This is a genomic window from Qipengyuania sp. SS22, from assembly GCF_025736935.1.
Lineage (GTDB): Bacteria > Pseudomonadota > Alphaproteobacteria > Sphingomonadales > Sphingomonadaceae > Qipengyuania.
Genome location: NZ_CP107048.1, coordinates 1,370,838 through 1,395,787, shown reverse-complemented (window position 1 = coordinate 1,395,787; position 24,950 = coordinate 1,370,838). Strand labels below are relative to the sequence as shown.

22 protein-coding genes are annotated in these 24,950 nt (G+C 65.2%); 16 read left to right on the top strand and 6 right to left on the bottom strand.

What is annotated here, in order from left to right; all coding sequences use genetic code 11:
* The first annotated feature begins 66 nt into the window (after nt 1-66).
* The 10 genes from N6L26_RS06800 (at nt 67) to trxB (ending at nt 13,528) form a co-directional block, all read left to right on the top strand.
* Nucleotides 67-3,006 carry a M16 family metallopeptidase gene (locus N6L26_RS06800; protein ID WP_263604867.1) on the top strand — a complete coding sequence of 980 codons (2,940 nt, stop codon included), beginning with the start codon at nt 67-69 and terminating at the stop codon, nt 3,004-3,006.
* Nucleotides 3,007-3,128: 122 nt separating this feature from the next.
* Entirely contained in the window at nt 3,129-4,502 is a 1,374-nt protein-coding gene (locus N6L26_RS06795) for a class II 3-deoxy-7-phosphoheptulonate synthase (RefSeq protein WP_263604866.1), read from the top strand.
* Nucleotides 4,503-4,692: 190 nt separating this feature from the next.
* Nucleotides 4,693-5,946 carry an ergothioneine biosynthesis protein EgtB gene (gene egtB / locus N6L26_RS06790; RefSeq protein WP_263604865.1) on the top strand — a complete coding sequence of 418 codons (1,254 nt, stop codon included), beginning with the start codon at nt 4,693-4,695 and terminating at the stop codon, nt 5,944-5,946.
* The gene (egtD, locus tag N6L26_RS06785) at nt 5,946-6,950 is read left to right on the top strand and encodes an L-histidine N(alpha)-methyltransferase (protein WP_263604864.1); all 1,005 of its coding nucleotides are present in this window, start codon (nt 5,946-5,948) and stop codon (nt 6,948-6,950) included. Before egtB ends, egtD begins: the two co-directional genes overlap by 1 nt.
* A gap of 50 nt (nt 6,951-7,000) precedes the next feature.
* Entirely contained in the window at nt 7,001-7,660 is a 660-nt protein-coding gene (locus N6L26_RS06780; RefSeq protein WP_263604863.1) for a TIGR02281 family clan AA aspartic protease, read from the top strand.
* A gap of 45 nt (nt 7,661-7,705) precedes the next feature.
* Complete coding sequence (gene otsB / locus N6L26_RS06775; RefSeq protein WP_263604862.1) at nt 7,706-8,449, top strand: trehalose-phosphatase; 744 nt, start codon at nt 7,706-7,708, stop codon at nt 8,447-8,449.
* Nucleotides 8,446-10,233: a glycoside hydrolase family 15 protein gene (locus tag N6L26_RS06770; RefSeq protein WP_263604861.1), complete on the top strand. Its 1,788-nt coding sequence runs from the start codon at nt 8,446-8,448 to the stop codon at nt 10,231-10,233. The genes otsB and N6L26_RS06770 overlap by 4 nt, the downstream gene beginning before the upstream one ends.
* On the top strand, nt 10,215-11,621 hold the full coding sequence (locus N6L26_RS06765) for an alpha,alpha-trehalose-phosphate synthase (UDP-forming) (protein WP_263604860.1): 1,407 nt from the start codon (nt 10,215-10,217) through the stop codon (nt 11,619-11,621). Before N6L26_RS06770 ends, N6L26_RS06765 begins: the two co-directional genes overlap by 19 nt.
* Before the next feature lie 51 nt (nt 11,622-11,672).
* Nucleotides 11,673-12,482 (top strand): tyrosine-protein phosphatase, encoded by an 810-nt coding sequence (locus N6L26_RS06760; protein ID WP_263604859.1) that lies wholly within the window; start codon nt 11,673-11,675, stop codon nt 12,480-12,482.
* A gap of 62 nt (nt 12,483-12,544) precedes the next feature.
* Nucleotides 12,545-13,528 carry a thioredoxin-disulfide reductase gene (gene trxB, locus N6L26_RS06755; RefSeq protein WP_263604858.1) on the top strand — a complete coding sequence of 328 codons (984 nt, stop codon included), beginning with the start codon at nt 12,545-12,547 and terminating at the stop codon, nt 13,526-13,528.
* 125 nt (nt 13,529-13,653) lie between these two features.
* Here trxB and N6L26_RS06750 read toward each other — a convergent pair whose 3' ends face one another.
* From N6L26_RS06750 to N6L26_RS06740, 3 genes are all read right to left on the bottom strand, one after another.
* On the bottom strand, nt 13,654-14,088 hold the full coding sequence (locus tag N6L26_RS06750; RefSeq protein WP_263604857.1) for an MAPEG family protein: 435 nt from the start codon (nt 14,086-14,088) through the stop codon (nt 13,654-13,656).
* A gap of 13 nt (nt 14,089-14,101) precedes the next feature.
* Nucleotides 14,102-14,551, bottom strand: coding sequence for an MAPEG family protein (locus N6L26_RS06745; protein ID WP_263604856.1), 450 nt, complete (start codon nt 14,549-14,551; stop codon nt 14,102-14,104).
* Between the two features lie 101 nt (nt 14,552-14,652).
* Nucleotides 14,653-15,609 carry a threonine/serine dehydratase gene (locus N6L26_RS06740; protein ID WP_263604855.1) on the bottom strand — a complete coding sequence of 319 codons (957 nt, stop codon included), beginning with the start codon at nt 15,607-15,609 and terminating at the stop codon, nt 14,653-14,655.
* Nucleotides 15,610-15,677: 68 nt separating this feature from the next.
* Here N6L26_RS06740 and N6L26_RS06735 point away from each other — a divergent pair, with 68 nt between their 5' ends.
* The 6 genes from N6L26_RS06735 to N6L26_RS06710 all read left to right on the top strand — a co-directional run bounded on the left by N6L26_RS06735 (nt 15,678) and on the right by N6L26_RS06710 (nt 22,197).
* Nucleotides 15,678-16,889 carry a saccharopine dehydrogenase family protein gene (locus N6L26_RS06735; protein WP_263604854.1) on the top strand — a complete coding sequence of 404 codons (1,212 nt, stop codon included), beginning with the start codon at nt 15,678-15,680 and terminating at the stop codon, nt 16,887-16,889.
* An 11-nt stretch (nt 16,890-16,900) separates the two neighbouring features.
* Entirely contained in the window at nt 16,901-17,422 is a 522-nt protein-coding gene (locus N6L26_RS06730; protein ID WP_318173591.1) for an O-acetyl-ADP-ribose deacetylase, read from the top strand.
* A gap of 109 nt (nt 17,423-17,531) precedes the next feature.
* Nucleotides 17,532-18,878, top strand: coding sequence for an oxygenase MpaB family protein (locus N6L26_RS06725; RefSeq protein ID WP_263604852.1), 1,347 nt, complete (start codon nt 17,532-17,534; stop codon nt 18,876-18,878).
* Nucleotides 18,879-18,932: 54 nt separating this feature from the next.
* On the top strand, nt 18,933-19,622 hold the full coding sequence (locus N6L26_RS06720) for a CerR family C-terminal domain-containing protein (protein WP_263604851.1): 690 nt from the start codon (nt 18,933-18,935) through the stop codon (nt 19,620-19,622).
* 5 nt (nt 19,623-19,627) lie between these two features.
* Nucleotides 19,628-20,806 (top strand): carboxynorspermidine decarboxylase, encoded by a 1,179-nt coding sequence (locus tag N6L26_RS06715; RefSeq protein ID WP_263604850.1) that lies wholly within the window; start codon nt 19,628-19,630, stop codon nt 20,804-20,806.
* 188 nt (nt 20,807-20,994) lie between these two features.
* Entirely contained in the window at nt 20,995-22,197 is a 1,203-nt protein-coding gene (locus N6L26_RS06710; RefSeq protein WP_263604849.1) for a type III PLP-dependent enzyme, read from the top strand.
* A gap of 4 nt (nt 22,198-22,201) precedes the next feature.
* Here the strand turns inward: N6L26_RS06710 and N6L26_RS06705 are convergent, their stop codons facing one another.
* The 3 genes from N6L26_RS06705 to N6L26_RS06695 form a co-directional block, all read right to left on the bottom strand.
* Nucleotides 22,202-22,975: a hypothetical protein gene (locus tag N6L26_RS06705; protein WP_263604848.1), complete on the bottom strand. Its 774-nt coding sequence runs from the start codon at nt 22,973-22,975 to the stop codon at nt 22,202-22,204.
* A complete protein-coding gene (locus tag N6L26_RS06700) occupies nt 22,972-23,664 on the bottom strand; it encodes a nitroreductase (RefSeq protein WP_263604847.1) in 693 nt (230 codons plus the stop codon). Before N6L26_RS06700 ends, N6L26_RS06705 begins: the two co-directional genes overlap by 4 nt.
* Before the next feature lie 64 nt (nt 23,665-23,728).
* Entirely contained in the window at nt 23,729-24,940 is a 1,212-nt protein-coding gene (locus N6L26_RS06695; protein ID WP_263604846.1) for a cell wall hydrolase, read from the bottom strand.
* Nucleotides 24,941-24,950 lie beyond the last annotated feature (10 nt).

Below are 24,950 nucleotides of genomic sequence, written 5' to 3'. Positions count from 1 at the left end.
AGGAAGGAACGCTTGCAGAGGTAACATTCACCTAGCCTTCACAGGTCGCCCTCCTATATGCCCTTCATGACCAATCTTCCGCGCGCCATCCGGCGTCTCGCGCTCGTCCTTCCCGCTGTGCTGCTCGCTTCGCAGCCCCTGTCATCGCAGGAACCTGCGGCGCCCACGCCGCAATATCTCACGCCCGCCGACGGCACGCCGTGGATTTACGAGGGCAGCGATGTCCCGCGCGACGAGGAATGGACCTTCGGCGAACTGCCCAATGGCGTGCGCTATGCAGTGCGCAACAATGGCGTCCCGCCCGACCAGGTGTCGGTCCGCGTGCGGATCGACGCCGGATCGCTGCACGAGGAAGAGAGCGAGCGCGGCTATGCGCATCTGCTCGAACATTTGCTGTTCCGCGAAAGCAAATATCTCGGCCCGGCAGAGGCGATCCCGACCTGGCAGCGGCTTGGCGCGACTTTCGGCAGCGATACCAATGCCGAAACCAGCCCCACGCACACCGTGTTCAAGCTCGACCTGCCCAATATCTCGACCACCAAGCTGGCCGAAAGCATGAAGCTGCTGTCGGGCATGGTGCGCAGTCCGGTGCTGAGCGATGCCAATGTCCGCGCCGAAGTGCCCATCGTGATGGCCGAAAAGCGCGAACGCGGCGGTCCGGGCGAACGTGCGGGCAATGGCAGCCGCGAAGTGCTGTTCGCCGGGCAACGGCTCGCCACGCGCACGCCGATCGGGACCGAAGAAACGCTTGCCGCTGCCACCGGGGCGAGCGTCAGTGCCTTCTACAAGCGCTGGTACCGTCCCGAAAACGTGGTCGTCGTGGCCACCGGCGACATGGACCCCAAGCAGCTTGCCGCCGAAATCGAGGCATGGTTCGGCGACTGGCAGGGTGACGGGCCGCATGTGCCTGCGCCTGCGTTCGGCGATCCGGCGGCCCCCGCGGGCGCCGATGCGGACAATCCGGTGGGTGAGATCGGCGTCATCGTAGAACCCGACCTGCCGCGTTCGTTCACCTATGCAGTGATGCGGCCGTGGCGCCCGGTACAGGACACGGTGGCCTATAACGAAGGCCTGCTGCGCGATGCTTTGGCGCAGGCGCTGATCAACCGCCGCCTCGAATCGCGGGCACGGGCGGGGGGTAGCTATCTCTACGCGCAAGTGTCGCAGGACGATGTCAGCCGCTCGGCCGACATGACCTTTGTCAATTTCGCCCCGCTGACCGGCGACTGGAAGGCTGCGCTCGACGATATTCGCGGCGTCATTGCCGATGCGCTGGCGACCCCGCCGTCGCAGGAAGAGATCGACCGCGAACTGGCGGAATTCGAGATCGTCTTCACCAGCCAGGTCGAACAGCGCCGCGTGCTGCCCGGGCCGCGATTGGCCGACGATGTCGTCAATGCGGTCGATATCCGCGAGGCGATAGCCGCGCCCGAAACCGTGCTGACGGTGTTCAATTCGATGAAGGCGACACTGACGCCCGAACGCGTGCTCGACCACACCCGCGCGCTGTTTGCGGGCGATGTGATCCGCGCCGCCTATGTCACCCCGACCACGGGCGAGGCGAGCGAGGAGGCGATCCGCGCCGCGCTGAGTGAAGACATTGCCGCCGATGGCGAAGCGCGCATTGCCGCGCAGGCGATTTCCTTCGACGAATTGCCGCCCGTGGGCGAGCCGGGCGAGATTGCCACGCAGGCACCGATCGGTGTGCTCGACATCGAACAGGTCGAATTTGCCAATGGCGTCAAGGCGATCCTGTGGGCGAACGATGCCGAACCCGGCCGCGTCGCGGTCAAGGTGCGCTTCGGCGCGGGCTATCGCGCGATCGACCCCGACGATGCAGTCTATGCCAACCTTGGCTATGCCGCGCTGATCGGATCGGGGATCGGTGAACTGGGACAGGAAGAGCTCGACGTGCTCGCCACCGGGCGCAAGTTCGGCTTCGATTTCCAGGTCGGCGATGGCGCCTTCACTTTCTACGCACAGACGCGCGAGCAGGATCTGGAGGAACAGCTCTATCTCTTCGCCGCCAAGCTGGCGATGCCCGGCTGGGATCCGAACCCGGTGATCCGCGCCAAGGCAGCAGGCAAGCTGGCCTATGAAAGCTATGGCTCCAATCCTGGCGGCGTCTTGCAGCGCGATCTGGAATATCTGGTGCGCGACAGCGATCCGCGCTTCCGCACCCCGACGCCCGAAATGTACGATGCGGCGACGCCCGCAGGCTTCCGCGAGTTTTGGGAGCCCTTGCTCGCGCAGGGTCCGGTCGAAGTGTTGGTATTCGGCGAATTCGACAAGGCGGAAACGGTCGATGCGCTGCGCCGGACATTCGGCGCGCTGGCCCTGCGTGAAGCGCCTTCGGCCGCCGTGCTCGACCGCGCGGTCGACTTCCCCGAAGCGGGCGCGACCGTGGTCCGGCATCATCGCGGCGATGCCAACCAGGCCGCGGCAGTGATCGCCTGGCCTAGCGGCGCGGGGGTCGAGAACCTGCGCGAATCGCGCCGTCTCGAAGTGCTGACCTCGCTGTTCAACAACCGGTTGATGGACGCGATGCGCGAACATGCCGGGGCAAGCTACTCCCCTGTCGTGCGGTCCGACTGGCCGAGCGATGTGAACAGCGGCGGACGGATCGCCGCACTGGCCCAGCTGCGCCCCGAGGATGTGCCGGTCTTCTTCGCCGAAGCCGAACGCATCGCCAAGGAATTGGCGAGTGCGCCGGTGGGCGAGGACGAGTACAACCGCGTGGTCGAACCGCTGCGGCAATATGTCAGCCGTGCGTCGACCGGCAATTTGTTCTGGCTCTACCAGCTCGAAGGGGCGACCGTAGACGCGCGCCGCATCCCGATGCTGCGTTTCCTGCTGTCCGATTATACGCAGACGACACCCGCCGATCTGCAGGCGTTGGCGCAGAAATACTTCGGATCGCGTGAGGGCTGGCGGCTGGCGGTCATCCCGCAGGGGCAGGAAGTGGTCACCGCATCGGGTGGCGGGGACGCCGTCGCGGGACGCTGATCCGGTCACTGCAATCGACTTTTTACGCTGGCCAAGCAAATGCTGCTTGCGACATGATGCCGCCTCGTCTGCTACAGGCGGGCAATCTGGCGCCATTCCCGGCGCCGTAAATGGAAAAGACAATGGCGACCAATTGGGCACCCGATAGCTGGCAGGGATACGAGGCAAGGCACTTGCCCGACTATCTCGACCCGGCCGCGCTCGAGGCTGCGACCACCACGCTCGAAACGCATCCGCCGCTGGTGTTTGCGGGCGAGGCGCGCGCGCTCAAGGCCGATCTCGCCGATGTCGCCGAAGGGCGCGCCTTCCTGCTGCAGGGCGGCGACTGCGCCGAAAGCTTTGCCGAGTTCCACCCCAACAACATCCGCGACACCTTCCGCGTGCTGCTGCAGATGGCGGTGGTGATGACCTTCGCCAGCAAGAAACCGGTGGTCAAGGTCGGGCGCATGGCGGGACAGTTTGCCAAGCCGCGCAGCTCGAACACCGAAACGCAGGGCGATGTCACGTTGCCGAGCTATTTCGGCGACAATATCAACGGTATCGAATTCGACGCCGCGACGCGCACCAATGATCCGCAGCGCATGGTCCGCGCCTATTCGCAGGCCGCCGCCACGCTCAACCTGCTGCGCGCCTTCGCCACCGGCGGCTATGCCAATCTGCGGCAGGTCCACCAGTGGACGCTCGAATTCATGGGCCGCAGCCCGTGGGCGGATAAGTTCTCCGACGTGGCCGACCGGATTGGCGAAGCGCTCGATTTCATGGAGGCGTGCGGGGTCGATCCGCAGGTGGTGCCGCAATTGCAGCGCACCAGCTTCTACACCAGCCATGAAGCGCTGTTACTGCCTTACGAACAGGCGCTGACCCGCCGCGACAGCCTGACTGGCGAATGGTACGATACCAGCGCGCATATGGTCTGGATCGGTGACCGGACGCGCTTCGAGAACAGCGCGCATATCGAATTCGCGCGCGGCATCGGCAATCCGCTGGGCATGAAATGCGGGCCGAGCCTGGAAACCGATGCGCTGCTCAAGCTGCTCGACACGCTCAACCCCGCGCGCGAGCCGGGGCGGATCACGCTGATCAGCCGCTTTGGCCACGACAAGGTCGAGGACGGCCTGCCGCGCCTCGTCCGTGCGGTGAAGGCCGAAGGCCATCCGGTGGTGTGGAGCTGCGACCCGATGCACGGCAATGTCGTCAAATCGGACAGCGGCTACAAGACGCGGCCCTTCGACCGCATCCTGACCGAGGTGAAGGGCTTCTTCGCGGTCCACCGCGCCGAAGGCACGCATCCCGGCGGGATCCATGTCGAGATGACCGGGCAGGACGTGACCGAATGCGTCGGCGGCGCGGTGGCGATTACCGATGAAGCGCTCAAGGATCGCTATCACACGCATTGCGACCCGCGTCTCAATGCCGCGCAATCGCTCGAGCTGGCTTTCCTCATCGCCGAAATGCTCAATGAGGAACACGGTATCCGACAGGCCGACGCCGCCTGATCGCGGGAATTCGAAGCATCATCTCCGGTGCCTGCCGGAACCTAAGAACCGGCCCCGCATTAACCCAAAATGCGCGTCATTCCCCTGTTCGATCATGGTTTTTTGCCCCCGGTCTTTAAACCTGTTTTGAATTGCGCCATGATGGATTGTGGTTGCCAACGCTCGGCGATCGCTACGTAGGGGGTTGGCGATGTCGCATGCCCAGCCGCAATCGCGCCACATGTTGGGGGAGGGCCTCGAAGCCCGCTATGCATCGGTTCGCCGGCTGAGCGAGGCGCTGGCCGCCCCGCTGTCCGAAGCCGATGCGACGATCCAGTCGATGGAAGATGCCAGCCCCGCCAAATGGCATCTGGCGCATACGACGTGGTTCTGGGAAACCTTCCTGCTGCGCGACCATCTCGACGGTTACACGCTGTTCGACGAGCGCTGGCCCTTCGTGTTCAATTCCTATTACGAAGCCGAAGGCGAGCGGATCCACCGCTTTTCGCGCGGGATGCTGTCGCGTCCGACGCTGGCGGATATCCGCCACTGGCGCGCGCATGTCGATGCCGCAATAGCACCGCTGTTCGAGCGCGAGGAGCTCGCGCCGCTGATCGAACTCGGGCTTAGCCATGAACAGCAGCACCAGGAATTGTTGCTGACCGACATCAAGCACGCGCTGTTCCAGAACCCGCTTGGCGTGGCGATGTGGGATGCGCCCATGCACGCCGCCGCGCCGCAGGCGGATGACTGGCTTGCGCATCCCGGCGGCATCGCGCGGATCGGCCACCAGGCGGATGGTTTTGCCTTCGACAACGAAGGCCCGGCGCATCGCGTGCTGCTCGAACCCTTTGCACTGTCGTCGCGGCTGGTGACGAATGGCGAATGGGCCGATTTCATCGCCGATGGCGGCTATGATACCGCCAGCCTGTGGCTGTCCGATGGCTGGGCCTGGGTGCGTGAACACGGCGTGTGCGCGCCGCTCTACTGGAACGACGGCGAGCAGTTCACCCATGCCGGCTGGCAGGATCGCGATCCCGCTGCCCCGGTCACGCATATCTCCTATTTCGAAGCCGATGCCTTCGCGAGCTGGGCGGGCCAACGCCTGCCGACCGAATTCGAATGGGAAGCGATCGCCCGCGGGCAGGAGGGGCAAGCGCCTGCGCACGACCCGCTCGGCGGCAACCAGCTCGACGAGGCAGCGCCGCCGCTCCCGCGTGGCAACACCGGGCTGTTCGGCGATTGCTGGCAATTCACCCGTTCGGCCTATCTGCCTTATCCGCGTTTCCAGCCCGCCGAAGGCGCGGTGGGCGAATACAATGGCAAATTCATGAGCGGCCAGTTCGTCCTCAGGGGGGCCAGCTGCGCCACTCCGCGCGGGCATTCACGGTCGAGCTATCGCAACTTCTTCTACCCGCATCAGCGGTGGCAATTCACCGGCCTGAGGCTGGCAAAGGACATTTGATGACTTCCGATAGTGGCATTGCCCTCGTCGATCTTGACGAGACCGGCGTCGACCGGGCCTTCCGTGCCGATGTGCTCAAGGGCCTGCGCCAGCAGCAGAAAGCGATCCCCGCGCGGTGGTTCTACGACGAGGAAGGCTCACGCCTGTTCGAACGGATCACCGGGGTCGAGGAATATTACCCGACCCGTGCAGAGACCGAGATCCTCGCAGCGCGCGGTGCCGAATTCGCCGAGCTGATCGGGCCGGGCAGGGCAGTGGTCGAATTCGGTTCGGGCAGCTCGGTCAAGACCCCGCTGCTGCTCGAGGCGATTGCGCCCGCGGCCTATGTCCCGCTCGATATCTCGGGCGATTTCCTGCGCGAAAGCGCCGCCGGGCTGGGGCAGAAGTTCCCCGGCCTGCCGGTCCATCCGGTCGAAGCCGATTTCATGCGCCGCGTCACGCTGCCCGAGGCGGTCGAACCGCTTGCCCGGCTGGGCTTCTTTCCCGGCTCGACCATCGGCAACATGGTCCCGCGTACCGCGGTCGATCTGCTGCGCTCGATGCGCGCGACGCTGGGTGCGGACGAGGGCGAAAGCGACAGCGCGATGCTGCTGATCGGCATGGATCTGGTGAAAGACCGCGAGGTGCTCGAAGCTGCCTATGACGATGCTGATGGCGTGACTGGCGCGTTCAACAAGAACCTCGTCACGCGCATTAATCGCGAGCTCGGCGGCACCATCCCCGCCGATGCGCTGGAGCATGACGCGGTGTGGAACGACCGGCTGGCGCGGATCGAAATGCATCTGAAGGCCACGCGCGATATCGACTTCGCGGTTTCGGGCGAAAATTTCGCGATGCAGCAGGGCGACAGCATCCACACCGAGAACAGCCACAAATTCACCCGCCGCAGCGCCAATATGCTGCTGCTTGCGGGCGGCTGGACGCCGGTCAAACGCTGGACCGATAGCGAAAGGCGTTTCTCGGTGATCCTCGCGCAGGCCACCGAACAGCGCGAAGCGCCCTAGCTGCACGCGTATTCATGGACGCGGCACCGGCGCGTTCCTATATCCCCCGTATGGATTTCGAACCTGTCTTCAGCGCCGCCGCGGATACGCTGCGTGCAATCCCGCGTTCCGAACTGCTGGTGGCGGCACTGGCGGCGATGGTGCTCGGCTGGATCGGCGCTGTGATCGCGAGGCGGTCGGCGCTTGGCGGACTGCTGCGCATGGCCAGCTCTCTCGCGCTCGGGCTGATCCTCGTGACCGTGGTGTTGCAATTGTCGCGCTTCGATCCGCGCTTCGATGTCGCGGTGCCGCAGATCGGCCTGCCCGAGCAGGTGGTCGCGGGCGGTGAAACGCAAATCCCACTGTCCGCCGACGGGCATTTCTGGGTCCGCGCCGAGGTCAACGGCGTGCCGGGCAATTTCATGATCGATACCGGCGCGACGCTGACCGCGATCTCCGCGCCGCTGGCCGAACGCGCCGGGCTCGAGCCCCGCCGCGGCGGCATCCCGATCATGCTGGGCACTGCCAACGGCACGGTGCAGGCGCATGTCGCGACGATCGACAGCCTGACCTTCGGCAATGTCAGCGCCAGCGGCACCGACGCCGCGATCGCGGAAAGCTTCGGCGATTTCAACGTCATCGGAATGAATGTCCTTGCCCGGCTCGGGTCGTGGCGAGTGGAGGACAACACGCTCATCCTCGTGCCCCGCGCCGAGGATACGATTTCGTGAATTCCCCCGTTGGACCGCACGCCGCTAATCGCTAGGCAGGCCGCGATGGACGGCTCGACCACGCTTCCACCCCCGCCGCCGCTGGCGCAGCTGCTTGACCGCGGCCCCGCCGCACTGTTCCTCGATTTCGATGGCACGCTGGTGGAAATCGCGCCGCGCCCGGGTGACATCCACGTTCCCGATGGCCTGCTCGGACGGCTACACACGCTGCGCGACCGCCTGGAAGGCCGGCTGGCGCTGGTCAGCGGCCGCGCGCTCGACGATCTGGCCGGGCACCTGGGCGAAGCGGCGATCTGCCGGGCCGGGTCGCACGGCGCCTCGCGCTTCCTTGCCGATGGCACGCGTCTCGGTGACGAGCCACGCGGCCTGTCCGCCGAGGCGGTGGCCGAATTGCGCGCCTTCGCCGAAACCAACGGCCTGCTCTACGAAACCAAGACGCATGGCGGCGCGCTGCATTTCCGCGGCGCACCCGCCAAGCGCGAGGCGACGCTGGCCTTTGCGCAGGATTTCGCGGCCACCCGCGATCTCTGCGTTACCAGCGGCAAGGGCGTGGCTGAACTGGTGCGCCCGGGCGCCACCAAGGCCGCCGCAGTGGCAGCCTTCATGCAGACCGCCCCCTTCGCAGGCGCCGTCCCGGTTTTCATCGGCGACGATGTGACCGACGAGGACGGGTTTGCCGGGGCCGACGAGCGTGGGGGCTTCGGCATAGCAGTGGGCGACCGTGTCAGCCGGCGGGCACGATACGGACTCGACAGCGTTGCTGCAGTGCACCATTGGTTGGAGATATGATGCAGTCGGACCTTGAGCTTTCCCCGATCGGCAACTGCCAGGTCAGTACGCTGGTCGATAGCGAGGGCGCATTCGTCTGGGGCTGTGTTCCCCGCGTCGACGGCGATCCGGTCTTCTGTTCGCTGCTCAACGACAATGCGCGCGATCGCGGCATCTGGCGGTTCGAGCTGGAGGGCCAGGCCCGCAGCAGCCAGCGCTACGAACGCAACACCGCGATCCTGATCACCCGGCTCGAGGCCGAGGATGGCAGCGCGGTGGAGATCCATGACTTCGCCCCGCGCTTCGAACGTTCCGGCCGGATGTACCGCCCGGTGGCCTATGCTCGCATCGTGCGCCCCGTGGCGGGCGCGCCGCGGCTGCGCATCGTGCTCGCGCCGATGAATGGTTACGGCGCCTCGCTCGCCGAAACGACCAATGGCACCAATCATATCCGCTACATGATCGGCCCGCAGGCGCTGCGCCTGTCGACCGATGCCCCGATCGGCTACGTGCTCGAGGGGCGCAGCTACCGCGTGGAGAGCGACCAGCACTTCTTCCTCGGCCCCGACGAACCCTTCGATGGCAATATCCGCAGCGAAGTGCGGCGGATGGAAGCGATGACTGCGCGCTATTGGCAGCACTGGGTGCGCGGGTTGCATATCCCGCTCGAATGGCAGGAAGAGGTGATGCGCGCAGCGATCGCGCTCAAGCTGTGCCAGCACGAGGAAACCGGCGCGATCGTCGCTGCGCTGACCACGTCGATCCCCGAAGCGGCCAACAGCCAGCGCAACTGGGATTACCGCTACTGCTGGATCCGCGACAGCTATTACACCGTCCAGGCGCTGAACCGGCTGGGCGCGCTCGACGTGCTCGAGAAGTATCTCGCCTATCTGCGCAACATCGTCGACCAAGCGCGCGGCGGGCAGATCCAGCCGCTCTACTCGGTGATGGGCGCGGACGAACTGCACGAATTCGAAGCCGAGCATCTGGCAGGCTATCGCGGGATGGGCCCGGTGCGCGTCGGCAATGCCGCGTACAAGCAGGTGCAGCACGATTGTTATGGCCAGATCGTCATGCCGACCGCGCAGGCCTTTTTCGACACGCGTCTGCTGCGAATGGCCGATGATGTCGATTTCGCTCACCTGGAAGAGGTCGGCGAAGCGGCATGGGCCAAGCACGACCAGCCCGATGCGGGCCTGTGGGAGTTTCGCACGCGGCAGGAAGTGCACACCTATTCCGCCGTGATGTGCTGGGCGGCCTGCGACCGGCTGGCCAATGTCGCTGCCACGCTCGGCAAGGGCGACCGCGTGGTATATTGGCAGGAACGCGCCGATGCGATCCGCACCAAGATCGATGATCGCGCATGGAGCGATGAGGGCGAGCATTACGGTGCCAGCTTCGAGAGCGACTATCTCGATGCCAGCCTGCTGCAACTGGTCGAACTGCGCTATCTCAAGCCCGACGACGAACGGTTCCTGAAGACCTTCGCGGCAGTCGAACGCGACCTGCGCCGCGGCGACCACATGCTCCGCTATGCTGCGGAAGACGATTTCGGCGCACCCGAGACCGCGTTCAACGTGTGCACTTTCTGGCTGATCGAGGCGCTTGCGCTGGTCGGACGCAGCGACGAGGCGCGGGTTATCTTCGAAGCGATGCTGCGGCATACCACGCAATCCGGTATGCTGAGCGAGGATCTCGACTACGAAACGCACGAATTGTGGGGCAATTTCCCGCAGACTTATTCGCTGGTCGGGATCATCAATTGCGCTGGGCTGTTGAGTAAACCATGGAGCGACGTACGCTGACCCCCGATCCCCGCCTTGTCGTCATTTCCAACCGCGTCGCCGTGCCGAAGGCACGTGGGGCTGCCGGGGCGCAAGGGGGGCTGGCCGGCGCGCTGCTGGCGGCACTGCGCGACCGCAAGGGCCTGTGGTTCGGCTGGTCGGGGCAGGAAAGCGAAAGCGGACGCACCGGCCATATCGACACGCAGACCAATGATGGCGTGACCACCGCAACGATCGATCTTTCGCAGCGCGATATCGACGAATATTACAACGGCTATGCCAATTCGACGCTATGGCCGCTGTTCCATTACCGCCTCGACCTCGCGGAATACGAGCGCGAGACGGGCAAGGGCTATGAACGCGTCAACGAACGCTTCGCCGAAATGTCCGCGCCGCTGATCGAACCCGACGATCTCGTCTGGGTGCACGATTATCATCTGATCCCGCTGGGCGAACGGCTGCGGTCGCGCGGGCTGAAAAACCGCATCGGGTTTTTCCTGCATATTCCCTGGCCGCCGACACGCCTGTTCGAGTCGCTACCCTATCACGAGCGGCTGGTGCGCACGCTGCTCTATTACGACGTGATCGGTTTCCAGAACGACGAATGGCTGCAAAGCTTCCTGCATTATTGCGAGAAGGAACTGGGCGCCGATATCGATATCGAAAAAGGGACCGTCAGTTTCGAAGGACGCACCACGATTGCGCGTGCCTATCCGATCGGGATCGACTGGGACCAGTTCTCGCGGCTGGGCGAAGATGGCGAGGCGCGGCAGGCGCAGCAGCGGCTGATCAGCTCGAGCCGCCGCCGGACCGCGATGATCGGGGTCGATCGGCTCGATTATTCCAAAGGCATTCCCGAACGCTTCGACGGGATCGGCCGGTTCTTCGACAACCATCCCGAACGCGTCCGCGATCTTGTGTTCATCCAGATCGCCCCGCCGAGCCGCGAAGATGTCGACAGCTATCAGGAAATCCGCGCCGAGCTGGAACAGAAATGCGGGCGGATCAACGGGGCGCGCAGCGAAGTGGACATGGTCCCGATCCGCTACGTCAACCGCGGCTACAGCCATGCCGAGCTGTTCGGATTCTTCCGCGCCGCCAAGATCGGGCTGGTCACCCCCTTGCGTGACGGGATGAACCTCGTCGCCAAGGAATATGTCGCGGCGCAGGATCCCGAAGATCCCGGCGTGCTGATCCTCTCGCGCTTCGCCGGCGCGGCGGCGCAATTGCCCGATGCGCTGCTGGTCAATCCGCACAGTCCCGACGACATTGCGCATGCCATTCAGACCGCGCTCGACATGCCGCTGGAAGAACGCAAGGCCCGCTACCAGAAGATGATCGGCACCGTCCGCGACGACAATGTGCAGAACTGGACCGCCAACTTCCTGCGCGATCTCGCGGAGGCCTGAGCGGGCTTCTCCACGCGCCGGGGAGACATCACCGTACCAGCGCGATTGCGCATGGCAGGCTGCGCTGCCACCGTCGCGGACATGATTCGCGAACCATTTCTCGAGACGCAGGGCATCCACAATTTCCGCGATTACGGCGGCTGGCATACGCGCGGAGGCGGGCAGGTCCGCACCGGCCTGCTGTTCCGCTCGGGCCATCATGTCGAAGCCACCGACACCGATCTTGCCGCGATCGCCCCGCTCGGCATCCACACCGTGATCGACCTGCGCGGCGAAACCGAGCGCGCGGCCAATCCCTGCCGCCGGGTCGAAGGGTTCGACGGGCAGGTGCTGTTCTACGAGGGCGAAACCACCTCCAGCCCGCCGCATATGGATATCGGGCCCGACACCAGCGCCGCCGATTTCGCGCGCGACCGGATGCTCGCGGTCTATACGCGCATGCCCGACAATCCGGCGATGATCGACATGTTCGGCCGCTATCTGTCCATTCTCGCGCAGCGCGACGGGGCCAGTCTCGTCCATTGCTATGCCGGCAAGGACCGTACCGGTGTGGCGGCGACGATGCTGCTGCACATCCTCGGGGTGGCGGAGGAAGACCAGCGGCGCGAATTCCTGCGCACCAACGACAGCCCGACCTTCGATATCCTCGCGCGGCAATCGCTCCCCGGGATCGAGGCTCGGCTGGGCCGCAAGCTCGATGCGAGTGCCGCAAAGGACCTGCTCGGCGTGCGCGAGGAATATCTCGACCGCTATCTCGACATTGCCACCCAGCGCCACGGCAGCTTCGATGGCTATCTCGAACAGGCGATAGGTGTGGATGACGCGCTGCGCGATGCCCTGATTGCCCGCTTCGTCGCGTGACTCTCACCCCGCGGCTTCCCATATAGCCGCGACACCCCATTCAGACTGACGGATTTGACGACATGGCTACCCATCGCACCAAGATGCTCATCATCGGCTCGGGCCCCGCGGGCTATTCCGCGGCCATTTATGCGGCGCGCGCGATGATGGAACCGATCGTGGTGCAGGGGCTGCAGCCCGGCGGCCAGCTGACCATCACCACCGATGTCGAGAACTATCCCGGCTTTGCCGATGTGGTCCAGGGCCCGTGGTTGATGGAGCAGATGCAGAAGCAGGCCGAGCATGTCGGCACGCGGATGATGTGGGACACCATCGTCGATGTCGATGTGGCGGGCGGCTCGCCGTTCACCGCGGTAGGCGACAGCGGCGATGAATATGTCGCCGATGTCCTCGTGATCGCCACCGGCGCGCAGGCCAAATGGCTGGGCGTGCCGGGCGAAATGGAACTGGGCGGCAAGGGCGTCAGCGCCTGTGCCACCTGCGACGGGTTCTTCTACCGCGGCAAGAAGGTCGCGGTGATCGGCGGCGGCAACACTGCGGTCGAGGAAGCGCTCTACCTCACCAACCATTCGGACGATGTCACGCTGATCCACCGCCGCGACGAATTGCGCGCCGAGAAGATCCTGCAGGAACGCCTGCTCAACCACCCCAAGATCAGCGTGATCTGGAACAAGGCGGTCGAAAGCTTCGAGGCCGGGCCGACCGGCGCGCTGGGGCATCTCAACCTGCGCGATACGCAGACCGGCGAAGACAGCACGCTCGAGGTCGACGGCGCCTTCGTCGCGATCGGCCACGCGCCCGCGACCGAGCTGTTCAAGGGCAAATTGCCGATGGACGATGGCGGCTATCTGCTGACCGAGGCGGGATCGCCCAAGACCGATGTGCCGGGCGTGTTCGCCGCGGGCGATGTCACCGACCACGTCTATCGCCAGGCGGTCACCGCTGCGGGGATGGGCTGCATGGCCGCGCTCGACGCCGAGCGCTTTCTTGCCAATCTCGAGCTCGATGCCGATGGCCACGCGCACGAAGCCGAGGCGGCGGAATAAGCTCTCTACACAGTCATTGCGAGCCGCAGGTGAAGCAATCCATCAACCGACCTTGCAGCGAGTTGCTACGCCGGACGATGGATTGCCGCGGAGCCTGCGGCTCCTCGCAATGACTTGGTGCGGGCTTACATTTGGGTGCCGAACACCTGCATTGCGGCACTGACCGACAGCGCGATCAGCACGATGCTCGACAGCGCGAACAGCACGAAACGCACCATCACCACATTCGCGGTCACCTGGACCAGCGAGTGGATGATCCGCAGCCCGACATAGATCCACGCGATCAGCGCGTTCATGCCGTCGCCCGCGCCAATCATCGCCAGCACCAGCGCAACCGCATAAAACACCGTCGGTGCTTCGTGCAGATGGTTGTAATTATGCGCTTTCCACTGGACTTCGGCAGGTAGCGTCTCGTCCAGCGCCTTGGTCCGGCGCGCGTCATTGGGGTCGATCCCCGCCTGCGACATCGCCGGAATGCGGGTGGCGTACATCCACAGCCACATGATCATCGTCCATACGACGAGCACGACGATGGGCTGGAGGATTTGCGATTGAATCATCGGATAGTCTCCGTCAGGCCAGCACGAGGCTGGGATCGTGGAACAGCGTCAGCGCAAGCGCGCGATAGGCGAGATAGATCAGCGCGATCGTGGACGCGATAAACAGCAGGAAGCGGATTTTCACGACATTGACGGTCGCCTGCCAGATCGAATGGACGATCCGCAGCGCGACATAGATCCACGCGAACACCGTATCGAGCGCGGTCGCGCCCAGCAGCGCGATGATCACGCTGGCGGCGTAGAACAGCGTCGGCTGTTCCATCAGATGCGCGTAATTGTGCGATTTCCAGTTGATCCGGTCGGGCAATACGCCCTCGAGATCCTGACCGCGTCCGCCGGGCTTGGCTTCGCCGAGGCCCCCGGCCTTGCCCAGCGCGGGCAGCCGCGTGAACGCCATCCAGAACAGGATGATAATCGACCAGGCAATAAGCACCGCGGCGGGTGCAAGCATCTGGGCTAGCATGTGTGGAACCTCCCCTTTTGACCCTTATCGCGCAAGAGTGCTGGCCCCGCGTAAGATTGTCAATTGCAACCTAGCTCGGCGGCGGGATCGGGCGGTCCGGTCTATCCCAGCAGGGTCTGCGCGAAGCTGGCCGCGTCGGTATTGCCGCCGGTCACCATGATCACCGTGCCCGTGTCCACCGGCACCTTGCCCGCCAGCGCTGCGGCCAGCGCCGCCGCTCCGCCGGGTTCGACCACCAGATTGAGCTTCGAAAAAGCGAACCGCTGGGCGGTGCGCACTTCTTCGTCGGTCACCGCCACGCCGGGACCGGCGCGGCCCTGCAGTACGGTCAGGACCATCGGCGCACTCGCGTCGGGTTGCAGCGCATCGCAGATGGTGGCGGGCGGATTGGCGCCGACGCGGACCACTTCCCCGGCTGCGAGCGATTGCCCGACCATATCCCACCCCTGCGGTTCCACCACGTGGATCGCGCTGTCGGGGCAGGCCAGCGCGAGCCCGGCGGACAGTCCGCCGCCGCCGCAACAGGCGACCACGCGCGAAGGCAGACGGCCCAGCTGTGCGGCGATTTCCACGCCCGCGCTGCCCTGACCCTCGATCACCCACGGATCGTTGAAAGCGTGCACCAGCGTCGCGCCGGTTTCCGCGATGATGCCCGCTGCCACTTCGTCGCGGTCCTGCCCGGGCCGGTCGTAGAGGACGATCTCGGCCCCCAGCGCGCGTGTCGCGTCGAGCTTCACCTGGGGGGCATTGCGCGGCATCACGATCGTTGCGGCGATCCCCAGCCGCCGCGCTGCCCAGGCCACCCCTTGCGCATGATTGCCCGAAGATACCGCGACCACACCGCGCTTCTTCTCCGCCTCGTCGAGATTCGACAGCCGCCACCAGCCACCACGGATCTTGAATGCGCCAATGGGTTGCAGGCTTTCCGCCTTCACATGGCAGCGCACCCCCCCGATCTCGACCGGCAGCAGCGGCGTCGGCGGAAGCAGTTCGGCAATGGAGGCGGCCGCGGCGAGAACGCCTTCGCGGGTCGGTTTGCGCATATCGTCTCGGATCATTTGGCCCCCGTAGCGCATTTCGCTAGGGGGCGCGCAAGATTCGAATTTACACGAAAGAGGTATTACCCATGTCGACAGTCCTGGTGATCGGTGCGGGCGGCGTCAGCTCGGTCTGCGTCCACAAGATGGCGATGAACGCGGATATTTTCGGCGACATCCACCTCGCCAGCCGCACGAAGAGCAAGTGCGACAGCATCGCCGCCAGCGTGAAGGAGCGCACCGGGCAGGATGTGGCGACCTATGAGATCGACGCCGAGGAAGTCCCGGCGATGGTCAATCTGATCAAGAAGGTCGGCCCGAGCCTCGTGGTCAATCTTGCGCTGCCGTATCAGGATCTGCCGATCATGGATGCGTGTCTCGAAGCGGGCGTGTCCTATCTCGACACCGCCAATTACGAACCCAAGGACGAGGCGCGGTTCGAATACCACTGGCAGTGGGCCTATCACGACCGCTTCAAGCAGGCGGGGCTGATGGCGCTGCTTGGCTCGGGCTTCGATCCGGGCGTGACCAGCGTCTTCACCATGTGGCTCAAGAAGCACAAGCTGAAGACCATCCGCCAGCTCGACATCCTCGACTGCAATGGCGGCGATCACGGCCAGGCCTTCGCGACCAATTTCAATCCCGAAATCAACATCCGCGAAGTGACCGCGCCCGCGCGCCATTGGGAAAACGGCGAATTCGTCGAAACCCCCGCGATGGGCAAGAAGGTCGAATTCGACTTCGAGGCGGTCGGCCCCAAGAACATGTACATGATGTATCACGAGGAGCTCGAGAGCCTCGCCAAGTTCAATCCCGAGCTTGAGCGCGCGCGCTTCTGGATGACCTTCGGCGACGAATACATCAAGCACCTCACCGTGCTGCAGAATGTCGGCATGACGCGGATCGACCCGGTCAAATACCAGGGCAAGGACATCATCCCGCTGCAATTCCTCGCCGCCGTGCTGCCGAAGCCCGAATCGCTGGGCGAAACGACCAAGGGCAACACCAATATCGGCGTCATCGCGACCGGCGAAGCGCTCGACGGGTCGGGCGAAAAGACCTTCTACATCAACAATATCTGCAGCCACGAAGCGGCGTATGAGGAAACGGGCAACCAGGCGGTTTCCTATACCACCGGCGTCCCCGCGATGATCGGCAGCGCGATGATGCTGACCGGCAAATGGGCTGGCGAGGGTGTGTTCAACATGGAAGAAATGGACCCCGATCCGTTCATGGACATGCTCAACGCGCACGGCCTGCCATGGCAGGTGAAGGAACTGGACGGTCCGGTCGGGTTCTGAGTCTGGTGAGAGTGGGCACCACCATACTCGAGGTGGTCGAGGGCAATATCGTCACCTTGCCCTTTGACGCCATCGTCAACGCGGCAAACAGTTCGCTGCTTGGCGGTGGTGGTGTCGACGGGGCGATCCACCGGGCTGCCGGCAAGGACCTGGTCCATGAATGCCGTCTTCTGGGCGGTTGCAAGACAGGCGAAGCCAAGGCGACCAAGGGCTACAACCTTCCGGCCCGCTGGATTATCCACACTGTCGGCCCGGTCTGGCGTGGGGGTGAAAACGGCGAGCCTGACTTGCTTGCGGCATGCCATCGAAACGCGCTGGTCCGGGCTATCGAATTGAGCGCCCGGTCCATCGCCTTTCCGGCAATTTCGACGGGACGTTACGCGTATCCGGTCGAGCTTGCGGCCAAAGTTGCGGTCGAGACGTGTTGTGAGGTTGCGGCTGCAAACCCTGAAACCTTTGAGCGCATCGCCTTTGTATGCTTCGAGCCCCGACACGCCACCGCCTTTCGCGCGGCTCTCGGAGAACCCGACTGAGGAGCCTTTGGCTCGAAATTGAACGAAGCCGGCTGCGTCACGACGCCAATTCCTCGCCCTTGACGGTTTGATCGAGTGATATAAATTGGCGCGTGAAGGGAGCCGCTACATGGCCACGCTTGCGCACGTCGAACCGCTCGAACCTGCAACCGCAGCTTTTCCGCCCGAGGTAGTGGCGCAGCGCGAGGCGATCCCCGCGATCTACGGCTCGGTCGATTTCACGCAGCTGCCCGAACGCTTCTCCACCGACCTTTCCGACCAGGTCGAGATGCCCGTGCGCTTCGCCTCGCGCCGTGCCGAATTGCTCGCCGATAGCGAATGCCTCGCGACCATCCGCGGCTATACGATGATGGGCGACCGCACGGCGGATGCCTATGCCGCGCTGATGCCCGAATATGGCTTCCGCGCGCTGGTCGACATGCTCGATCTTGCCTGCGATCGCGGGATCGAGGCAGTCGAGGATGCGCCGCAGGAACTGCGCGCCTTCATCGCCGCAATGGAGGCCAAGCCCGACTGGCTCGACATGGATCTGGTCGAACAGGGCGCGCGGGCCGAGCGCAACGCGCATGTCCACCTGACCCCCTTCGTGCTGCGCGGCGCCTTCATCGCGACCTTCATGAACAAATACAGCGCGCTGCCGATGGCGCTGACCGGTACGCTGTCGAACAACACCGCTTCGCGCCGCGCCTATGAAACCGGCAGCTTCTTCACCTGTACGCTGATGCCCGGTGCGCTGCGCCGTACGGGCGCAGGCTTCAAGGCGGCGGCCAAGGTGCGGCTGATGCACTCCATGGTCCGCGCCAACATCATGCGCAGCGGCAAGTGGGATGTGGGGGTCTATGGTATTCCCATCCCGCAGGTCGACCAGATGCCCGCCGGGCTGATCGGCACCTATCTGATGACGCGCGAAGTGCTCGACAGCGGCCGCGAGACCTTCACGCCCGAAGAACGCGCCAAGGTCGAACTGGCGCGCTATCGCTGCTTCCTGCTGGGCCTGCCCGAGGATTTGCTGAGCGACACGCCGCGCGGGATCGAGAAACTGTGGCTGACCCGCTCGGCTACGCTGCGCGCCGAGTTCGAGCCCGAGACCTGCGGCGCGCTGCTACGCGCGACGATGGACGCCGAGATGACCCAGGGGGAGGGGGCCTTGGCGGGGGCGAAACGCTGGATGGAGGGCGGTTTTTCGAAGCTGTTCTTTATCCAGCACTTCATGGGCGGCGACCGCGAGCTGGCTGAGAGCGTGGATGTCATCATGAGCGGGGCGGACCGGCTGGCGGCGCTGTGCGCCCTAGCTTTTGTCCACGGCCAGATCCGCTGGTACAAGGTGCTGGCCGCCGTTCCGGTTGCGCGCGACTGGGCCGACCGGCGGCTTGTGCGCAAGCTGGCGGGGCTGCTCGAAACCTATGGCCATGCCGATTTCGTCACCGACGCGAGCCAGTACAAACCCGCTTTATAACCGCCATGCGGGCAGGCTATGGAGCTTGCCCGCAGCTTGCCCTATGGGCCGCGCATGGCCCAGTCCCCACCCGCCAGCCGCGGCAGCTATGCGAAGAGCAGCGATACGCGCAGCCTCATCCTCGATGCGGCGATCGTGGCCTTTGCCGAGAGCGGGCTGGAAGGCGCGAGCACCCGCGCCATCGCCGCCGCCGCCGGGGTCAACCAGCCGCTGCTGAACTATCATTTCGGCTCGAAGGACGCGCTGTATCTCGAATGCGCGCAGGCGATCCTCGACCGCTTTGCCGAGGGCATGGCGGCGGCCACCGCGCCCGCGGCAGCGTTCCTTGCGCAAGCGCAGGGCGATCGCGCCACCGCGCACGACCTGCTCCGCCAGCTGATGGATGCGCTGGTCGAAACGCTCGTCATGGGCGACGAAGCCGCGCTGTGGGCGGGGTTCGTCGCGCGCGAGATGAACGCGCCGGGCGATGCCTTCGCGCTGCTCTATGAACGGCTATGGCAGCCGGGGACCGAACTGACCGCGCAGCTGATCCGCGCCGCCCGCGGTAGCGACCCGGAAGGCGAGGAGGCGCGTCTCGATGCGCTGTTGCTGATCGCCAACATGATCGCCTTCACCAGCGGCAGGCGCGTGTCGCAGGCGATCATGGGATGGAACGAAATCGGCGCTGAACAGGTTGCCGCCGTACGCCGCTCGATCGCCCGCCAGGTCGATGCGCTGGTGGCCGATACTTCGGGAGAGAATTGACCCCTATGGAAACCAAAGCCGGCGATCCGGGCGCCTTTGCCCAATTCGACCTCGACCGCGTCGACAGCCCCGCTTTCGTCGTCGACGTAGCGAAACTGCGCGCCAATTGCCAGATACTGGCCGAGGTGCGCGATGCTGCCGAGATCAAGATGTTCAGCGCGCTCAAGGCGTTTTCGATGTGGGCGACCGCGCCGATCATCGGCGAATATCTCGACGGGGTCTGCACCTCGGGTCTGTGGGAAGCGCGGCTGGCGAGCGAGTTCTACGACGGCGAGATCGCGACCTATTCGGCGGCCTACAAGCCCGAGGAACTGGAGGAGGTCTGCCGCCTGTCGGACCATGTCATCTTCAATTCGCCCGGCCAGCTCGAACGCGCGACGCTGATCATGGAAAACGCGCGCGCCGCAGGGCAGGATTTCGACGTCGGCCTGCGGATCAATCCGCTGCATCCCACGGGCGAAGTGCCGCGTTACGATCCCTCCAGCCCGGGCAGCCGGCTGGGCTTCCCGCTCGACCAGCTCACGCCCGAAATCATGGCGCAGGTCGACGGCATCCATTTCCACAATTTGTGCGAACAGGATTTCGAACCGCTGCTGGCCACCTGGGACAAGGTGTTCGACGCGATCGAGCCGTGGTTCGGCCAGCTCAAATGGATCAACATGGGCGGCGGGCATCACATCACCCGCGCCGATTACCAGCGCGAGGAACTGATCGAGTTCCTGCGCGACGCCAAGGAAGATACCGGCGCGGAAATCCATCTCGAACCGGGCGAGGCGGTCGCGCTCGATGCGGGCATCCTTGTCGGCACGTTGCTCGATACCGGCTTTAACGGCTTGCCCGTCGCGGTCGCCGATGTTTCGGCGACCTGCCACATGCCTGATGTAATCGAAGCACCCTACCGCCCCGCCATGCTGGGCGAGAGCAGCGACGAGGCAGTTCCGGCGGTACGGATCGGCGGGCCGTCCTGCCTCGCGGGCGACGTCATCGGCGATTACCGGATCCCCGGCGGCGCTGAAGTGGGCAAGCGCTTCGCCTTTCTCGACCAGGCGCATTACTCGATGGTCAAGACCAACACTTTCAACGGTGTCCAGCTGCCCAGCATCTATCTCTGGGACAGCGACAGCGACCAGCTCGAGCTGGTCAAGGAGTTCGGCTACGACACCTTCCGCGACCGGCTGAGCTGATGCTGCGGTCGCTGCGCGGAACACCGCGCCGCCTCGGTGCTTGATAGGGTACGATGACAAGGCTCGGAGGGGCCGATTCCGCTTGCTTTATCGCGCATCTCGCTTATGTGCGCCGTTCCGCTGCCCCAAGGGGTCCGATCCGCAAGGCAGCCTTGTCTGAAACCTAGCCGTTTTGGGGGTCCCTTGAGTTGCACACATTTCCTGACGCCCGGTCCGTAGTTCGCGCTCTCCAGCCGGACGAACCGATCATCCTCAATCGCCCGCACGCCGCCGCGCGCGCCGCCCGTTTCTTCGTCGAGAAGTTTCCGGGCAAGTCGCTCTATGCGGTGAAGGCGAACCCCTCGCCCGACCTGCTGGAGGTGCTGTGGGATAACGGCGTGACGCATTACGACGTCGCCTCGATCGCCGAAGTGCGGCTGGTCCGCGCTACGCTGCCCGGCGGCACGCTGTGCTTCATGCACCCGGTCAAGGCCCCCAGCGCAATCCGCGAAGCCTATCGCCAGCACGGCGTGCGCACCTTCAGCCTCGATTCGGTCGAGGAACTGGAGAAGGTCGTCACTGCCTGCCGCGACGACGATGGCGAGCCCGCGCAGGATTTGCGCCTGTGCGTCCGCCTGCGCGTATCGAGCGAATATTCCGAACTCAGCCTCGCGTCCAAATTCGGCTGCGACCTGACCGAAGCGCCCGCGCTGCTGCAGGAAGCCCGCCAGCATGCCGACTGGCTTGGCGTCTGCTTCCACGTGGGCAGCCAGGCGATGACGCCGTTTGCCTATGTCCAGGCGCTCGAACGCGTACGCGTCGCGATCGGCGAAGCCTCGGTGGTGATTGACATGATCGACGTCGGCGGCGGTTTCCCCTCGGTCTATCCCGGGATGGAGCCCCCGCCGCTGGAGGACTATTTCCAGATCATCCACCAGAACTTCTACAACCTGCCGATCGCCTACAATGCCGAATTGTGGTGCGAACCGGGCCGCGCGCTATGCGCCGAATATAGCTCGCTGATCGTCAAGGTGGAGAAGCGCCGCGGCGAGGAACTCTACATCAATGACGGCGCCTATGGCGCGCTGTTCGATGCCGCGCATGTGGACTGGAAATTCCCCGTCCGCGCGCTCGAGGACGACCTCATCAAGCCCGAGATGGACTTCGCCTTCTACGGCCCGACCTGCGACGATGCCGATTACATGCAAGGGCCGTTCGTGCTGCCCGAAGACATCCAGGCGGGCGATTTCATCGAGATCGGCATGCTCGGTGCCTATGGCGCGGCGATGAAGACCGATTTCAACGGCTTCGGCGCTGCTGACCGCGTGCTCGTCACCGATGAACCGATGGCCAGCCTCTACGACGGCAGCCGCCAGCGCCCCGCCGCCGACAATGTGGTGAGCCTGCGCTGAGCGTTTAGCCGTATTCGGCGCGGTGTGCGTCGAGTACCGGCTTCACCCGGCCCAGCGCTTCACCGATCAGATCGGGTAGTTTCTTGCGGTCGAGCGGCAGCACCGCATTGTGCGCGGCGGCAATGCGCTTTGCATCCGCCCAGTCGACGCCAAGCCTGATCGCCCATTCGCGGAACTGGTCTGCCGCGCCTGCGCGCGGTTCGAGCGCCTTGGCCAGCGTCGGGTGGAAGCCCAGCCGCCCGGTGAAGGGCAGCAGGTTGAGCGGAAAACCCTTGCGCAGATAGACGAAGGTGTCATCCACATGCACCGTCCCGCTGGCGCGGTGCAGCGCGAGGACCGAGGAAAAATGCACGCTGTCGTCGTCGGACACCAGCGTCACCCCGCGCGGCACCGAAAAGGCGAAATCATCGGCATAGAGCTGCGCCAGCGCATCCTGTTCGCAGCGGACATCTTCCCACGGCAGGTCGGGCAGATGCTCGATATGCCGTGCAGTGCCATACAGCTTGGCCTGCGGGAAGGCGGTGTGCATCCATTCGCAATGCAGCGTGTGGAACGGGTGGAGGTTGAGCACCGCCTCGACCTTGGCGCCGCCATCGGTCAACGCATCGACCTGCGCGCGGATCTCATCGGTCAGCGTATAGCTGTCGAGAAAGACGATGTTGCCGCTGGCCAGCTGCACCAGCGAACATTGCGTGCCGACATCGAACACGCCGCCGATGCGCAGGCTGCCACGGACGGTCCAGAAACCATCGCCCAGATCGACGAAGCGATCGCTCATTCGAAGCCCACGAAGCGCGCGGCTTCGTCGACGCTCTTGCGCTCGCTCACCACCGCATTGGCGGGGAAGCTTTCGTCCGGCCAGCCCAGCGCGACCGCTTTCATGATCACCTGGTCGTCGGGGACGCCCGCATGCTCGCGCACCACCGGGCTTTGCATGATGCCCTGGCTGTTGATCACGCAGCCCAGGCCGCGGCTCCAGGCGGCATTGACCAGCGCGGTGGTGACCGCGCCGCAATCGAAAGGCGTGTCGTCGCTGCCCGACAATTCGCGATCATAGGCGACGATCACACAGACCGGCGCGTCGAACTGGCGGAAGCCGCGCAGCACCCAGTCCTGCCGCTTGTCCTTGTCGTCGCGCTCGATCCCCATCGCGCCGAACAATTGCTTGGCCACGCCGACCTGCCGTTCGCGGTGCACGCCCGCGAAGGGCTCGCCGCGGCGGAACTCGCGGCTGTCGGGCTCGCCCGCGAGGATCCGTTCGGTATTGCCCTTGCGGATCCGGTCGAGCGGTTCGCCGGTGATGACGTGGAAATGCCACGGCTGCGTGTTCATCGAGGTCGGCGAGCGCATGGCGAGCGTCAGCACTTCCTCGATCACCGCGCGGGGCACCGGCTTGTCGAGATAGCCGCGAATCGAGCGGCGGCCCATCACCACCTCGTCATAGGTCATATCCGGATTGCCGCTCATTCAGTCTCGCTCCCAATAGTGTTGCCGGTAGGACTAGCGCGCCACGCCAGCGCCGACAAATCCCCTACGGGATGGCGGGCAGGCAGGTTCCGATGTCCGGCGCGGAAAACAGCCGGCAATCGAAGAACACCGCTTCGCCGCCATTGGCATTCGCTGCGGCGAAGCTGAAGCGCAGGCTGCGGCGGGCGGTGTCGGTCAGCGGCAGGCTGGACGGGACCTGCGCGGAATCGCTCCACCCCTGCACCCGGCAGTAGCCGCCGCCGCCGCACAGCGCGCGTGCGCGCTCGACCAGCGCGGCAGGCGAATCGCCGGGCGATACGAGCACGAAATGCACTCCTGCGCCCGAGCCCGCGCTGCCGGGCCCCGGGACTGGGGCGGGAACAGATGGCCCACCGGCCGCCCGCGCCACACTGTCGCGGGTGATGCTGCGCACCGCCTCGCCGCTTTCGACCAGACCGGGAAGCGGGCTCGCGGCGGCGGTAACCAGCGCGGTTTCGCGCAGCCGCAGGGGATCGGGCTCGCCCCCGCCATAGCGCGCCGAGAGCGCGGCGCCGCTGCCCCAGAAGCCGCGCCAGCGGAAGAAGATATGCGGTCCGACCTGCGCCACCTTGGCGAGCTGGTTGCTCCACCAGGGATAGACGTAATCGGCATGGAAATGGGTGGCATTGCCGACGGGCGCATGCGTCGCGCCGCCGAGCATTTCCTCCGCCCGCGCGCGCGCCGCACGCCAGGCGGCATCGGAATAGCGCCGCGTGAGCGAGCCGTCGCAGGTGAAGCTGAACTGGCAGCCGGTGGGACGCTGCGAGCCTTCGAACACCACGCCGCACACGCTGCCGGCAAAGGCGGGGTGGCGCACGCGGTTGAGGATTACCTGCATCACCGCGCGCTGGTCGCCATCGCCGCCGCCCGCCTCGGCCATTCCCGCCAGCGCGAGGCAGTCGCGTGCGCGGGTGCGGTCGGCGGCGCTGCCGCGGAAGGTGAAGGGCGAAGCATTGCCGGGCCCGATTGCGGCGAAGGCCACGCCGGCATTGCGCGCCTGCGCATCGCCTGGGGGCAGGTCGGAGAGGACCACGGTGTCGTCGCCCGTCGCGGGAAGATCGGGCACCGGCATGGGGGCGGTTTCGATCTGGGCATCGGTCGCCCGCTGGTCGCTCGCGGGGACCGCCACCTGGCCGAACAGCGCGAGCAACAGGAACGGCAGCAGTACCAGCCCGGCAAGCGCCAGCAGCGGCGTGAGGGCGCGTTCGTCGCGCGGGGCAGGGGCGGGGCCGTCCATCGCGGCTATC